General features: G+C 72.0%; 11 protein-coding genes and 1 tRNA gene. 3 read left to right on the top strand and 9 right to left on the bottom strand.

The features are described 5' to 3' along the window. Position 1 precedes the first annotated feature (1 nt). Complete coding sequence (locus ACFVKT_RS19035; protein WP_385732852.1) at positions 2 to 1,987, bottom strand: putative bifunctional diguanylate cyclase/phosphodiesterase; 1,986 nt, start codon at positions 1,985 to 1,987, stop codon at positions 2 to 4. 355 nt (positions 1,988 to 2,342) lie between these two features. Between ACFVKT_RS19035 and ACFVKT_RS19030 the strand changes: the two genes are divergently transcribed. Next, on the top strand, positions 2,343 to 3,734 hold the full coding sequence (locus ACFVKT_RS19030; RefSeq protein ID WP_385732850.1) for a M6 family metalloprotease domain-containing protein: 1,392 nt from the start codon (positions 2,343 to 2,345) through the stop codon (positions 3,732 to 3,734). Positions 3,735 to 3,799: 65 nt separating this feature from the next. On the opposite strand, the gene ACFVKT_RS19025 is transcribed toward ACFVKT_RS19030, so the two are convergent. From ACFVKT_RS19025 to ACFVKT_RS18995, 7 genes are all read right to left on the bottom strand, one after another. Continuing rightward, positions 3,800 to 3,873, bottom strand: a tRNA-Lys gene (locus ACFVKT_RS19025). Next, on the bottom strand, positions 3,864 to 4,469 hold the full coding sequence (locus tag ACFVKT_RS19020; RefSeq protein ID WP_385732848.1) for a bifunctional DNA primase/polymerase: 606 nt from the start codon (positions 4,467 to 4,469) through the stop codon (positions 3,864 to 3,866). Before ACFVKT_RS19020 ends, ACFVKT_RS19025 begins: the two co-directional genes overlap by 10 nt. 297 nt (positions 4,470 to 4,766) lie before the next feature. Then, positions 4,767 to 5,156 (bottom strand): hypothetical protein, encoded by a 390-nt coding sequence (locus tag ACFVKT_RS19015; protein WP_385732846.1) that lies wholly within the window; start codon positions 5,154 to 5,156, stop codon positions 4,767 to 4,769. Positions 5,157 to 5,432: 276 nt separating this feature from the next. Beyond that, positions 5,433 to 6,773, bottom strand: coding sequence for an AAA domain-containing protein (locus tag ACFVKT_RS19010; protein ID WP_385733192.1), 1,341 nt, complete (start codon positions 6,771 to 6,773; stop codon positions 5,433 to 5,435). 5 nt (positions 6,774 to 6,778) lie between these two features. Then, the gene (locus tag ACFVKT_RS19005) at positions 6,779 to 8,374 is read right to left on the bottom strand and encodes a hypothetical protein (protein WP_385732844.1); all 1,596 of its coding nucleotides are present in this window, start codon (positions 8,372 to 8,374) and stop codon (positions 6,779 to 6,781) included. Then, positions 8,365 to 9,693, bottom strand: a complete 1,329-nt coding sequence (locus tag ACFVKT_RS19000) for a hypothetical protein (RefSeq protein ID WP_385733190.1) — start codon at positions 9,691 to 9,693, stop codon at positions 8,365 to 8,367. Before ACFVKT_RS19000 ends, ACFVKT_RS19005 begins: the two co-directional genes overlap by 10 nt. Further along, the gene (locus tag ACFVKT_RS18995) at positions 9,644 to 10,693 is read right to left on the bottom strand and encodes a phosphatase PAP2 family protein (RefSeq protein WP_385732842.1); all 1,050 of its coding nucleotides are present in this window, start codon (positions 10,691 to 10,693) and stop codon (positions 9,644 to 9,646) included. Before ACFVKT_RS18995 ends, ACFVKT_RS19000 begins: the two co-directional genes overlap by 50 nt. A gap of 313 nt (positions 10,694 to 11,006) precedes the next feature. Between ACFVKT_RS18995 and ACFVKT_RS18990 the strand changes: the two genes are divergently transcribed. Further along, positions 11,007 to 11,603 carry a histidine phosphatase family protein gene (locus ACFVKT_RS18990; RefSeq protein ID WP_385732840.1) on the top strand — a complete coding sequence of 199 codons (597 nt, stop codon included), beginning with the start codon at positions 11,007 to 11,009 and terminating at the stop codon, positions 11,601 to 11,603. Between the two features lie 205 nt (positions 11,604 to 11,808). Here ACFVKT_RS18990 and ACFVKT_RS18985 read toward each other — a convergent pair whose 3' ends face one another. Beyond that, entirely contained in the window at positions 11,809 to 13,365 is a 1,557-nt protein-coding gene (locus ACFVKT_RS18985) for a hypothetical protein (protein WP_385732838.1), read from the bottom strand. Between the two features lie 301 nt (positions 13,366 to 13,666). Here ACFVKT_RS18985 and ACFVKT_RS18980 point away from each other — a divergent pair, with 301 nt between their 5' ends. After that, on the top strand, positions 13,667 to 14,104 hold the full coding sequence (locus ACFVKT_RS18980) for a hypothetical protein (protein WP_385732836.1): 438 nt from the start codon (positions 13,667 to 13,669) through the stop codon (positions 14,102 to 14,104). The last annotated feature ends 134 nt before the right edge of the window (positions 14,105 to 14,238 follow it).

The following is a 14,238-nucleotide window of genomic DNA, read 5'->3' as shown; positions in this document are numbered from 1 at the left end:
CTCAGACCTGACCGCAGGTGGCCGCCGCCTCCAGCAGCGCGGAGATACGATCCGGCGCCACCGGCCGTGAGTACAGCCACCCCTGCCCGGTGTCGCAGCCGATGCCGCGCAGGCGGGAGGCCTGGGAGGAGGTCTCCACGCATTCGGCGGTCACCGTCAGGCCCAGCCGGTGGGCGAGTTGGATGAGGGCCTCGACGATGACCTCGTCGGCGGGGTTGGGGTGGGCGTCGGTGCCGTCGCGGGTCTCGTACTGGAAGCCCCGTACGAAGGAGCCGTCCAGTTTGAGGACGGACACCGGCAGGCGACTCAGATACGCCAGGTTCGAGTAACCGGTGCCGAAGTCGTCGATGGCGATGCGTACGCCCGTGTCGCTGAGGGCCTGCAATGCCTGGAGGGGGCGGCCGGCCGAGCCCATCACCGCGGACTCGGTGAGCTCCAACTGGAGGAGCTGGGGCGGGAGTCCGGTCTCCTCCAGGATCTCCGCCACGTCCGCGACCAGGTCGGAGTCCCAGACCTGACGCACCGCCACATTCACGCTGACGAAGATCGGTACGGCGTCCGGGTGGTCCAACTGCCAGCGGCGGGCCTGCCGGCAGGCGGTGGCCAGGACCCAGCGGCCGAGCTGCACGATCGAGCCGTCCTCCTCGGCCAGTCCGATGAACCGATTCGGCGTGAGCATTCCGAACTGGGGGTGGTTCCAGCGGACGAGCGCCTCGACTCCGCGGACGCTGCCGTCCTCCATTCCCACCAACGGCTGGTATTCCAGGGTGAATTCACCGCGTTCGACAGCCGCTCGCAGGGTGGAGGAGAGGGCCTGACGGGTCATCCGGTGGGCGTTGCGCTCCGGGTCGAAGAGGGTCCAGCGGCCCTTGCCGTCCGCCTTCGCCCAGTACAGCGTGGTGTCCGCGGCCTGCATCAGCCCGGTCGCGGAGGTTCCGGCGGCCCGGCGCTCGACGACACCGATGGACGCGGAGACGGAGAGCCGCTGACCGGAGAGGTCGAAAGGCGCCTGGAGCGACTTGAGGACGGACTCGGCGAGGTCGGCCAACTGCTCCGTCCCCGTGGAGTCCTCGACGAGCAGCGCGAACTCGTCACCTCCCAGTCTCGCCACCAGGGGAGTGCTCGCCCGCGCGTGGCCCGCCTCGTCGGCGCAGCGCGTGAGGCGTTCCGCGACGGCCGCGAGGAGCCGGTCCCCGACCCGGTGGCCGAGGGTGTCGTTGACCGCCTTGAAGCCGTCCAGATCCAGATAGCAGAGCCCGATCCGGCCGGTGCCGCCCTCCTCGTACGCCTCCGCCTCGAGGGCGGCCGTCAGGCGCTCGAAGAACAGGGTGCGGTTGGGCAGCCGGGTCACCGCGTCGTGCATCTGCAAGTGCCGCAGCCGCGCCTGGAGTTCACGCCGGGCGCTGATGTCGGAGACGGAGAGCAGGACCGCCCGCTCCTGGGCGGGCAGCGGCGAGACCGTCACCTGGACCCAGAGTGAGTGCCCGTCGGGGTGCTTGAGCCGACGCGTGCAGCGCAGCCTGGCCTGCCGGCCGCGCAGCACCTCGCGGTACGCGTGCCAGGTGCGGGCGTCGGACGCCAGATCCACCAGGTCGGAGGCGATCTGCCCGGCGAGGGTGCTGGAGGCGCTGCCGAGCAGCGTGCCCAGCGACTCGTTCGCCGTGACGACCAGGCCCTCGCGGTCGACGACGGCCATCGCGAGCGGCGCGGTGGCGAACGCGGCCTGGAAGGCGAGGGGTGACGCCGTGTCAGGGGCTGTCTCGGGTGTCTCGGGCGCCTCGGAGGGGACGGATGCGCCGCGAGACGCATCGGTGGGGGCGGATGTGCCGGGTGGCGACCCCTGGGGTCCGGGAGGCGTCCCGGGGGATACGGATGGACCGGGAGGCAACCCGGCGGGCGTACGGGGAGATTGCTCGATGTGACGCTCTGTGACGGCCGACCGGACGAAGTCTGCCGCGGGCGCCGGCCCTTCGGACGTTCCGCTCACCGCTCGCTCCCGCAGTGCACTCGTTCTTCGTATGGGTCTCTCGGGGTGGTCGGCCGGTGATGGACGGCCGCACAAGCCGTGTCCGTGCAGGAAAGTGTGCCGATCATAGAGGCTGGCCCCGGGAAGCCGCAGCCACTGTCCAGTGTCCCGGAACAACCACCCGTTCTGACAGATCGTTTCTGCCTGCATCTGGACGGGTTCCTTCCCCCTCCGATCGCATGTGACGTTCCGTGAGTGTTCGGGGGTGTCGCCCTCTCATGGCCCCTCACCCTTCTGGTGTAGACAAACAGGGCAAAGTATGACGAACCATCACAGGCTGGGTGCGGTGTCCTGAAATCCGCATCCGGAGGTCGATGTGCCGCGTCCGCTCCCCCTCAAGGAGCTCACCCGTGAGGCTCTGCGGGTCTTCACCCGTGACGGGGCGCCCCGTTGGCGCAGCACCGCGGCCGTGTTCACCTCGATGTCGGCGCTGGCCGCGACCTCGCTGCTGCCGGGGCCCGCGCTCGCCGAACCCCGCTCGGACCTGTGCGCCCTGAAGCGGACCGAGGCGCACCACTCGGAGGGCCTCGACACCTGGAACGCCGCCTACACCCGCCCGACCCGCGCCCTCGACGCGGTGATGGTCTTCCTGTCCTTCCCCGACTCTGCGCCGCAGACCACGCCCGCCGAACTGACCGCCGACTACTTCCCGGCCACCAGTCACTTCTTCGAGCGCGCCTCGTACGGCAAGTTCACGCTGCGCCCGCACCCGGGGCGTGACTGGATCCGGATGCCGCACCCCTCCACGGCGTACGCCATACAGCGCGACTGGAACTCCGCGCACCGCGCCGCCTATCTGCGCGACGCGATCGCCGTGGCCGACGGGCAGGTCGACTTCTCGCGCTACGACATCGTCTACTTCGTGGCCGACCCGGACGCCCCGGGCGTCGACTCGGACGCAACGAAGGTCGTCAACCTCGACACCCCCATGCGGGCCGACGGCAAGGACATCCGCCGGGTCGTCACCGTCTTCGAGAAGCACCCGCCGGACCGCCTCGTCCTCGCCCACGAGACGGGCCACATCTTCGACCTCCCCGACCTCTACCACCGCCCCGTCGACGCCAAGGGCGACTGGGACACCTATGTCGGCGACTGGGACCTCATGGGCAGCCAGTTCGGCCTCGCCCCCGACCTGTTCGGCTGGCACAAGTGGAAGCTGGGCTGGCTGGAACCGCGCCAGGTCGCGTGCGTGCGTGGCCGGGGGAGTACGCGGCTGACGCTGGAGCCGTTGGGGGCGGGGCCGGCGAGGATCGGCGCGGCGGGAGGTCTCGGCGACTCCGGCGCTTCCAGCGTCTCCAGCGGCTCCGTCGTCTCCGGCGCTTCCGGCGTCTCCAGCGGCTCCGTCGTCTCCGGCGCGCGGACCTTCGGTTCCGGTCGGGGCACCAAACTGGCCGTGGCTCGTACGGGCCCCGGCAGCGTGCTCGCCTTCGAGGCGCGCGGCTCGGCCGGCAACGACGGTTCGACGTGCACCCAGGGCGTCCTCGTCTACCGCGTCCGCAGCGAGGCCCAGTCCGGCCGCGGCCCCATCGAGGTCCTCGACGCCCACCCCCACTCCGAGTCCTGCTGGGAGGACTCGGTCTACCCCCCGCTCGCGGATGCTCCGGTTGCACTCGGCGAGACCTTCACGGTGCCCGGCGAGAACGTACGGATCGAGGTCGAGGACCGGACGGCATCGGGGGCGTGGACGATCAAGATCACGACGGGTTGAGCGTCCGGGAGCCCGGCGCATACACAAGAAGCCCCTCGCTCTCGCGAGGGGCTTCTCATCGTCTGTGCGCCGCCAGGGACTCGAACCCCGGACCCGCTGATTAAGAGTCAGCTGCTCTAACCAACTGAGCTAGCGGCGCCTGCTGACGTCGTAGACCTTAGCATCCAAGTCCTGGGGAGGAAAAATCGATATCCGCACGGCCGCGCGGGCCGCGCGGACGGCCGCCCAGAGCAGGATCTCGGGGCCGGGGAGCCAGGGATGCCGGGTGTCGGGGGCGACGAGCCAGCGGGACTCCAGGCGGGTGGCGGGGCTCGACTCGTCGGAGTCGTGCGCGCCCGGCGCGGGGACGGTGACCGCGTCGCCGGTGCCGTGACAGAGCAGGGGCGGAATCCCGTCGCTCCGGGAGCCCCACTCCTCCCACTCCAGAAGCGAGGGCAGCCGCTGTGCCGTACCGGGCGCGGCGAACAGCAGCATCCGCCCCCGGTACGCGGCCACCGGGCCCGAGCCGGGCCCCTCGTCCCACAGCCGGTCGAGCATCCACCGCCCGAAGATCGCCGGGACGTTCACGACGTCGAAGGTGCTCCCGCAGGGCAGGACGACCGGGGCGTCCGGCCGTTCCTCCCAGAGCGCGAGGGTGCTGCGCGGATACGTTCCTGCCGAGGCGAGCCATGCGACTCCCTCGGACGTGACGCCCGAGATGTCGAACTTGCCCGCTGGGTTCAGTTCGCTGCTCATGGCAACAACATCTACAGGCGGTGAGCGGGCGATCTCCGAGAGTTCCCAGAAACCGGGACAGGAGGAGGTGGGGTGGAGTATCTTCACGCCCCGGCATATGCCACCCGCTCGTGGGAGCGGCACTCTTCAGCCCCGGGCCGGGGAAGAGATTTTTAGCCTGTCCGGCGTTTGAGGACGAGCGCGTTCAGCGCGAGTGCGGGGGTCTGGGGGCGGCAGCCCCTAGGAACAAGGGACGGGTAGGGGCGGAGGGGGCGAAAACCCCCACCGCACCCCAGCCAGACGCCCCCGCCCCCGCCATCACGCATGGTCGCCAACCCCATGCCCAAGCCCATGCGCCCGTCCGCTCCCCTCCACCCCCCGAAGCAGATCGCGGCCGAACTCGATCATCTTCTTCGCGTAGTCCTCGGTCCACTCGGCCCGCTCCGCGACCGCCGCCGCGGTGAGCCGGTCGAAGCGCCGCGGATCAGCGAGCTGCGCTGCGGCGATCGCCTGGAACTCGACGGCCCGGTCAGCCGCGGCGCGAAACGCCTGCGTCAGCTCCGTCGCCCGCGCCAGCAGCGCCCGCGGATCGTCTATCGACTCCAGGTCGAAGAAATGCTCCGGATCGCCGGCGGCCTCCGCCGGCTCGAAGAGCAGGGGCGCGGGGCGTAGCCGCGGTTCGTTCCGACGCGGCGTGGGCTCCGCCATGTCTTCTCCTCCTCGTACGGGTCTAGGGGCACGCCTTGCGAGCGGGCCACCGTCTATTGTCCCCCGGCGGCGCAAGAGGGCCCGGGGAACCCCAGGCACGAACCGGGCGGACGCCCACCGGGCGGTAGCTGCGGACGCCCGCCGACCGGTAGCTGCGGTTGCTCACCGAGCGGGAGCCGTCGAAGCCCCTCGCGCGGGAGCCACCGAAGCCCCCCGCGCGGGAGCCACCGAAGCCCCCCGAGTGGGACCCACCGACGCCCCCTCCTCGAGCGGGAGCTACGGCCGCCAAGCCACCCGATGCTCCCCCAGATGGGACAACACCGAATGGTTCGCCTCCCAACCATCAGGAAACTTGACCGTGACCCCCAGCTGAACCGGTTCCGTGGACGGATGGTCGTCAAGGAGGTCCGTCACCCCCGCCCGGCACACCACGATGCACGCGTGCCGGTGCCGGGACGCGAGCACGCACAACCGCCCCGTCTCCAGATGGAACGCCGTCGCGTCGGGCCGCCCGGAGAGCGGATGCAGGACCACCGTCACATCGAACTCCCGCCCCTGAAGCCGGTTCGCCGTGTCGACGGTGACATCCGCGACCCCGAGCTCGGCCAGCGCGGTTCGTACCGCGGCGGCCTGGTCCCGGTGGGCGGTGCCGACGGCGATCCGCTCGGCGGTCAGCGGCACCGGCTCGGCGGACCTCTCCGACGTGGCCGCCCCACCCCGGTCCAGGAGCCGGCGTACGACCTGGGCCACGGCCCGTACCGCTTCCGGATCCGTACGAGGTGTGTGCCGGGCCGGCAGTTCCAGCAGCCCCCAACCCGCCTCCGCCGCCTCGTCGATGACCCGGTCGGGGCCCGAACCGTCCGACGGGACACCGAAGTCGAGCCGCCGGTCACCGTGGTCCGTACCGCTGCGGAACGGGGTGTACGGGTAGAACGCGTCCGAGACCAGCGGCGCCGCCGACGCGGGCAGCCGCCAGGACACCGGCAGCCGGTGCTGCGGCAGTTCGGGGTTATGGGCGAGCAGCGTCGTCACGGCGGCCGCCGACGGGTCGTACGACAGGCCGGCCCACTGCTCGGATCCCACGATCGCGAACGGGTCCAACTGCCCCGGGTCGCCCACGAACAGCGCCCGCTCGAAGAGCCCCGCGACGGCCAGCAGCGCGTCCGAACGCATCTGGTAGGCCTCGTCGACGATCGCGTGCCGCCACGGCTCGACGCCCTGGACGTGGGCCCACTTGGCGGCGGTCGAGATGACGACGTCGAGGCCCGCCAGGTCGGCCGCCTTGGTGGACTTGCGTACGTTCTCCAGGCCGTCGAGTGCCTTGTCGTACGGGTCGGGGTCGCTGCTGTGCAGCCGCCCGACGGGCAGCTCGGGATCCTTCTCGGCGAGCCGCAGCACGAGGTCGTCGACCTGGGCGTTGGTCTGCGCGATGACCATCAACGGGCGCCCGGCGGAGGCCAGTTCGAGCGCGGCCCGGACGACCAGGGTGGACTTGCCGGCACCGGGCGGGGAGTCGACCACGACTCCGCGGTGTGTGCCGTGCAGCGTGTCGTGGAGGATCGCGTCGGTGGCCCGGGTGGCGGCGGCGCCCGGATCGAAGTCGGTGCTCGTCGTCAGGGAAGTCACAGGACGTCCTCTTCTGTCACCGGGTCGGGACGGGGTGCCGCGTCGGCCTCACCCGGCGGCCCGCCGTGCGTCCAGGGTGTCTCCTCCGGGTCGGGCAGTTTCGCCCCACCGCGCTGTTCGTGCTCGAAGAGCGTGAAGCAGACGAGGTCGCCCTTCTCCGGCACGGACCCGGCTTCGGGTTCCTTGCCGCGCCCCATCTTGTCGACCACGCGCAGGACGATCAGGGCGCCGTCCTCCTCGGCCGCGACGAACTCCGCCGCCTGCGGTTTCCCGCCCAACGAGCGGTACACCTTGGTCCGTTGCCCCAGATGCGGCCGGTCGTCCGTCCGTACGGTGACCAGCGGGCGCGGGCTCGGCCGCTTGCCCTCGCTGTACGCCATGACGACATCGGTGACCTCGCCCGCGAAGGCCTCTCCGCCAAGCCGCCGTCCGGCCATGACGAGGGTGTCGTCCAGGGCCTCCTGGGCTTCCAGGCGAGCCTGTTCGCGCTCGCGGGTGGCGAGCTTGTTGGCCGCGGTGACCGCGTCGTCGCGGCGCGGCTGCGGGGGTTCGCCCGCGGTGATCCGGTCCCGGTGACCGGTGAACGACCAGCGGTCGCGGGTCCACCGGCCGGCCGCGTGCGCGCCCTCGGGCAGCTCCCGCAGCAGGTCGAGGCCGCGCCACACGGCGTCCCAGGTGGGCCGTGTGACGCTCTCGACGAGGGCGTGGATCTCCCGCTCGGCGGCGACGAGATCACCGAGCCGGTCGTCCGCCTCAAGGCCGTCCTCGGCGGCGGCGAGTGCGGTGCGCGCCCGGTCGTAGCGCTCGATCGCGGGGGCCAGCAACCTGTTGTCGAAGGCCGGGTCGGTGGCGGGCCCTGCGGGCGGACAGACGAGCTGACCACGGGAGTCCCGCAGCAACTCGGCCCGCAGCGCCGCCTCGGCGCCCGACGTGCCGTCCGCCGGGTCGATCCAGGCGAGCAGCGCTCCCAGGTGCTGGTCCTCCAGACTGCTCTGCCCGGTGGCCCAGTGCCGCGACAGCACGTCGGTGAGGGCGAGCAGCAGCGCGGAGCCGGGCACCCGGGCCCGCTCCCCGAAGTGCGTCATCCACCGCCCGAGCAACGGCACCCCGGGCGGCGCCGGATGGGGCGCCTCCGGTTCCTCCTCGGCGGTGCGCCGAAAACGCATGGAGCGCCCCAGGAGTCGTACGAACTCGACGCCCGACCGGCTCGGCACGATCAACTGCGGGGCGTCCGCGCACAGTTCGACCTCGACCTTGACGCGCTTGCCGGTCTCCGGGTCGGTCTCGTTGCGCTCGGCGGCCTCCACCACGTCCGCGTACGAGTCGATGTACGGCAGTACGACGTCCGCGAGCTCGGCGAGGAACGCGAAGCGCAGGTCGCGGTCCCGTGGCTGCGCCACGACCAGCAGCCGTGGCGCGTCCCGGTCGGTCCCGACGAGCGCCCCGAGCGGCGCCCCGGCCTCACCGGCGGTGATCAGCGGCACGAACACGAGAGGCCGGTCGGCGAGATGCCGGTGCCGCACGGTGGCGGTGGGCTGGGCCCGGCCACTGCCGACGGCTTCGAGGCGAGCGAGGGTGGCGATCAGCGACATACGGCTCCCTCCTGGGCATCCGACGACGGAACGTCCGATGGCTGGAGCCCCGAGGACCGGATTCCCGCGGGCTGAAGATCCAACGGCTGAACTGCCAGCGCCTCGGCCCGCAGCTCCGCCGCCCTGCGCAGCGCCGCGACCGCCGGATCGGCCGGATCCCCGGCCTTTCCGTGGGCTGCCGCCAGCACGTCATCCACCGTCGTCAGCCCGCCCAACTCGGCCCGCAGCGAGCGCCCCAGGGACGTCACCGCGCCTTCCGCGCGGGAGCGGCCCCGGCAGTGGAAGGCCAGCTCACAGGCGGCCAGGCACTCCGGGGCGTACGTCGCCGGGACGGACTCGACGGCGGCCGTGAGGGAGTCGGCGGGGAGGTCGGGGGAGAAGCAGGTGCCTTCGGGGAGGGCATCGGCGATGTCCTCGACCCGGGTGAGGCGGGCGAGCTGGCGACGGGTGACCGCGCGCTGCTTGCGGACGTCGACGGCGGATGCGGTCGGGAGGTTGGAGAAGTCCTTGGGGCAGACCAGGAGGATCCGGTGGCGGACCTCCGGAGCGCGGGTGCTGTCCTGGGCGCTCGGCCCCCGGGGCGCCTCAGCCGGTGCCGAGGGGACGACCGTGCTCGCCCCTTCGACCCTCCGCGCGCTCATCCCCTCGGCACCGGCGCGCCCCTCCGGCTCCGCGCCGAGCTGGGCGGCCACCTCCTCCAACGCCAGTACGTAGACGGCGGACTGGCGCGCGGCCGCGCCCACCTTCGCCGGATCCGCCGAACCGTCCAGCATGGGGAAGGACTTGATCTCGACGACGGTCCAGCCGCCGTCGGGGTGCACGACCACCGCGTCGGGCTCCAGGAAGGCCGGGGAGCCCGCCACATCGAGGGCGACCATGGGGTGGTCGAGCAGGGTCCAGACGCCGGCCTCGGTGGCCTCGCGCAGGGCGAGGGCCGTACGGGCCGCGCGCCCCTCGGGGCCGATCGCCGAGAGGTCGGGCACCCGCCCCGACGCGGGCGGCTCGGCACTCGGGTCCAGCTTCTCGTGCACGAGGCGGAGCAGCTCCGCGCCCCCGTCTGCCTTGACCCGGGCCTCGAACGCGTTGCCCCGCATGAAGGCGAACTGCGACTGCCCGAAGGCGGACGGCGAGCCCAGCCCTTCCGCCAGCTTCGCCTTGTCGACCCCCGCGCCGTCCAGGAGCGCCCGCCGGTCGCATCCGGGGTTGGCGGCGAGCGCCGCGAGGGCGCGCGCGTCCAGGGCCTTGGGAGGTACAGCCGGGCCGCGCAGGTCAGCGAGCCGCTGCCGCAGCGCCGTCCCCCGCGTCCGTGGGGGCGGCACCCGGCTCGGCTCCGGGCCCGGTTCGGGACTCGCGCTGTCGGGGAAGTCGTTCACCCGCGGAAGTCTGGCACCCCGCACTGACAATTGAGGAACCTGCACCGCGCGAGGTGCCCGAGGCCCGTGCGGTCAGGGCGCCCGGGACCTGGGTGAAACGCGTGCGCACGACCTGTGCGAGACGCGCGCCCAGCGTGGTCCTCGCGCGGTCGGCGACCCGCATCACGAAGGGAGTCACCAGCAGCCCGGCCCCCATCACCACGGCGCCCGCGACCGCGTCGAGGAAGTAGTGGTTCGCGGTGCCCATCACGACGATCGTGGTGATCAGCGGATACGCGACGGCCGCGGCCTTGGACACCGGCGTGCGGCCGTACTTCCACAGGATCACTCCGCACCACAGCGCCCAGCCCACGTGCAGGCTCGGCATCGCCGCGTACTGGTTCGTCATGCCGCCCAGGCCGCGCGGGGCGCTCGCGTCGCCGGCCCACCAGCCGTAGTCGCTGTACTGGGCCATCGTGTCGATGAAGCCATGGCTCGCGTCGAGCAGCCGGGGCGGGCAGGTGGGCAGCAGCGTGAAGCCGATCAGGCCGATGAACGTGGAGGTCATGAGCCAGGTGCGGGCCGCGCGGTAGCGCACGGCACGGGACCGGAAGAGCCAGATCAGGATCGCGGGCGTGACCAGATAGTGCAGCGACGCGTACCAGAAGTCGGCCGGTATGCCGATCCATGCCTCGCGGGTGAAGAGGCGGTTCAGCGGGTGCTCGGCGTTCAGGCGGAGCGCCTTCTCGATGCGCAGGATCTCCAGGCCGTGGTCGACCGCGCCGGCCTCATTGCCCCGGGCGAGCAGCCGGCCCGCCGAGTAGCACGCGTACACCATCAGGATCAGCGGGAGCTCGGTCCACCAGCGGAGCCGGGCCTGCGATGCCTTGGTGGTACGCAGCTCCGTCCACCGCCGAAGCCGGGCGCGTGGTGCCGCCTCGGCGCGCGGTGCGTCGGTCTGCGGCATCCGATCGCCCTCCCCCATCTGCTTGCGGTGACCCGACAGTCTGCACGGTCCGCCGACAGCGAGGTCTGCACAGTCTGCACACGAAGATCCGTGGCCACATTCGATTTTACGGTGTATGTGAACTCCCCCGAACGGGCGCCCTCGGTCGTCAAAGACGCAGAGATCTCCCCCCGGGTTGCCCGGTGAGGCGGTGCGCGATGATGGAACGACCGATCCCGCACACCTGAATGACCCACTCCCCACACCTGTATGACTCTCAGACCCACACCTGTACGACTCTCATCCCCACACCTGTCGGAAAGGCATCTCTCCCATGGCACCGCGCATCCTGCTGGCCCGGCACGGACAGACGGAATGGTCGCTGTCCGGCAAGCACACCGGCAGGACCGACGTCCCGCTCCTGGAAGAGGGCAGGCGCGGCGCCAAGCTGCTCGGCGAGCGGCTGCACCGGGCGCCCTTCGACGGGCTGGACGGGGTGGAGGTGCGCACCAGTCCGCTGGCACGCGCGCGTGAGACGTGCGAAATCGCCGGGTTCGGGGACCGCGCGACCGCCTGGGACACGCTCATGGAGTGGGACTACGGCGCGTACGAGGGCATGACCCCGGCCGAGATCCAGGCGGTCCGGCCCGGCTGGCTCATCTGGCGTGACGGTGTCCCCGGGGGCGAGAACCGGGAACAGGTCTCCGCGCGCGCGGACGAGGTCGTCGCCTGGGCCCGCGCCGCCGACCGTGACGTGCTGATCTTCGCCCACGGCCACATCCTGCGCACCATAGGCGCCCGCTGGCTGGGCCTCCCGATCGACTTCGCGGCCCGTGTCCGCCTCAATCCGACCTCGCTGTCGATGCTCGGCTGGGCCTATGGCGAGCCCGCGATCGAGTCGTGGAACGACTGCGGACACTTGACCGCGTAGGCCCGTGGAGGCCTGACCGCGTGGGCCTGCGGACACTTGACCGCGTAGGCCCGTGGAGGCCTGACCGCGTGGGCCTGCGGACACTTGACCGCGTAAGCCTGCGGACACATCACCGCGTAAGCCCGTGGAGGCCTGACCGTGTAAGTGTGCAGACACCTGGCCGAGTGGGCGCGGCGGCTCTCCTCGGTGTCGCCGACCGTCCTCCTCACGCCGTGCGCGGCAGCGACGCGTGCCGGTCCAGGAACGCCCCGACGCCCGACGCCCTCCGGTGCGGAAGCAGCACCCGCGCCGTTCCGGCCAGCATGGTCTGGATGCGCGAGGACTGGACCTCGTTCAGGAGGTCCAGGACACGCAGTCCCGCGACGGCGGCCTCGTCGGGGCGGCCGCCGCGCGCTAGGTCGTCGGCGAGTTCGGCGGTGTAGAGGGCCAGGTTGCGGGTGAAGTGCGGGTCCTGGAGAGCCGCGGCCCGGTGTGCGTGCCGGGCAGCGCGGGGCCAGTCGCCCAGCGTCGACCAGCACTGCGCCTCAAGACCCTCCAGTTCGGCCTCTCCGTAGAAGGTCATCCACTCGGGGTCCGTCTGCGAAGGACCCCGTTCGTAGAGGGCTTGTGCACGCGCCAGCGCCTGCTCGCATCCCGCCCGGTCGGCGAGCCCCGCCCAGCCGCCCGCCTCACGCAGCGCGAGCAGCGACAGCAGACGCGGTGAGCCCAGGGGGCGCGCGGCCCGCTGTGCCGCCTGCGCCGCGCGCACGGCCTCGCGCGGGCGCCCCGCGTCGCGCGCCAGGAACGCCGTGTTGCAGAAGGCGTGCGCCTCCAGGGCCGGGTCGCCGGACATCCGCGAGGTCGCGAGCGCCTCCGCGTAGTGCGAGCGCGCGTCGTCGAAGCGCCCGGAGTCGTGCGCCAGCCACCCCACCGAGATGGCCAGTTCACCCGCACCCGCGTACAGGCGGTCGGCGGTCGCCTGCCGGGTGGTGCCGGCGTCGAGCAGCTCGTATGCCGTCCGCAGCGGCGCCGCCGCCCGCCGGTAGAGACCGTCGGCCCCGTGCCGGTCGTCGAGCAGCCGGATCTTGCGTACGGCCTCTTCGAGGGCACCGGCCTCGGACGTGCCCGCCCGGTGGACACGCCGGTCCGCGGCCGCGGCGGGGGAGCCGAACGCGACCCCGAAGGGCATCAGTGAGGCGGCCGCCACGGTGGCGGTGCCTCCCGTCATGAATGCGCGACGCTGCACGTCGCTCTCCTCGTGGTTCTGTTCGTGGTTCTCGTACGGGTCGTGCAGTTCGTACGGGTCGTGCGGTTCGTACGAGTGGCACGGATCGTGCGGGTTATGCGGGCCGTATCGAAGGTCTTGCGCTTCATACGTCCGGTCCTGCGCTTCGTACATCTCATACGTCTCTTGCGCCCCCTCCGTCTCAGGTGAGGCGTGCGAAGAGCGTGCAGTGTGCGGAGGGAGCGCCTCGTCCGTGTCGCGCGCCCCGCGCCCGCGTACCGATGAGCGGGGCGCGAAGCCCAGGTCGGTGAGCGTGCGACCGGGGAACATGTGCAGGAACACCCGCTCGTACGCGTAGTTGGGACAGCGGATCTCGCCCGCCTCGACGCGCCCGATGTAGCGGGCGTCGCAGCTGACCCGCTCGCCGATCTCACGCGCGGCCCGCCGCACCGCCGCGGCGAACTCGCCGGGCGAGCGCTGTGCGCGCAGCCGCCGGAAGGCGAGGTTCGGCCGCGATGGCCTGGGGGGCTGGGACGAGGTCACCGTTGACGACGCCATGGTCGGGCCCTCTCTGCGAACCGTCGAACCGTGCCGGATTCAAGGCGAGTTACCCGGGTTGTGCCCTATGGGTGCCCTACGTCCGACGGGGCAAGAACGTACCTGCTGTGACGGTGTCCCTACGCTGGGTTTGGCTACAAACCGGATATCTCATCCACGATCTGCCATGAACTGCCATCCTTTGCGGCGGTGTTACGCCGTAGCCGTTGACGTTCTGGCGCGTTGAACCCTGCGGACCGGGAGCAACACCCGAACTCCCGACCCACTCGTCAGGAGGAGGGGTTCCGTGTTGGAGGCCGGGATGGAGACCAGGCAGACCACCGAGTTCCGTACGTCGCTGTCGACCGCGCAGCACCGGCCGTCGCCGGAGTCCAGCGCTCCACCGGAGCCGGGCGCCGACTGCGACCTGGTGACGGTGCCCACGCGGCAGGGCCTGGAGGCGGTCGACATTCTGCGCCGTGGCTCGGGCGACGCCGTCGGACCCGTACTGCACGACGACGGCTGCGACACCCTCGGCTTCCTGGTGCCCCCCGGCACCGCGGACGCCTGGGACATGCCGGGCAGCACCTGTACACATACCAACGGCCGCGGCCTCAGACTCGCCCCCGAGCCCCCGGTCGAGGGCTCGGACTGGCTCCTTCCGCCGGGCGACGCGGACCTCGCGACCGACCCGGCTGTGCTACGGGCGGCCCTCGGAGAGGCGGCGCGGCTCATCGAAGCGGCGGACAACTGCCGCTGAGCGCCCCCGAAGGGCCGCCCCCGAATCCGCTGCCGAGGGGCCCGAAGGGCCGCCACTGACGCCGCCGAGGGCCCGAGGCACCGTCACCGAACGCGCCGCCGAGGGCCCGAAGAGCCGTCACGTAACCCGCCGCT

Origin of the sequence: Streptomyces sp. NPDC127595, assembly GCF_042671685.1 — a bacterium.
Taxonomy (GTDB): Bacteria; Actinomycetota; Actinomycetes; order Streptomycetales; family Streptomycetaceae; genus Streptomyces.
Note: the sequence above shows the minus strand (reverse complement) of the source record. Positions and strands in the feature narration are given on the sequence as shown.

Coding starts and splice junctions, on each gene's coding strand:
- ACFVKT_RS18995 (WP_385732842.1), bottom strand. CDS start 10,693: ATGCCGCAGACCGACGCACCGCGCGCCGAGGCGGCACCACGCGCCCGG.
- ACFVKT_RS19020 (WP_385732848.1), bottom strand. CDS start 4,469: ATGAGCAGCGAACTGAACCCAGCGGGCAAGTTCGACATCTCGGGCGTC.
- ACFVKT_RS18990 (WP_385732840.1), top strand. CDS start 11,007: ATGGCACCGCGCATCCTGCTGGCCCGGCACGGACAGACGGAATGGTCG.
- ACFVKT_RS19015 (WP_385732846.1), bottom strand. CDS start 5,156: ATGGCGGAGCCCACGCCGCGTCGGAACGAACCGCGGCTACGCCCCGCG.
- ACFVKT_RS18980 (WP_385732836.1), top strand. CDS start 13,667: ATGGAGACCAGGCAGACCACCGAGTTCCGTACGTCGCTGTCGACCGCG.
- ACFVKT_RS18985 (WP_385732838.1), bottom strand. CDS start 13,365: ATGGCGTCGTCAACGGTGACCTCGTCCCAGCCCCCCAGGCCATCGCGG.
- ACFVKT_RS19005 (WP_385732844.1), bottom strand. CDS start 8,374: ATGTCGCTGATCGCCACCCTCGCTCGCCTCGAAGCCGTCGGCAGTGGC.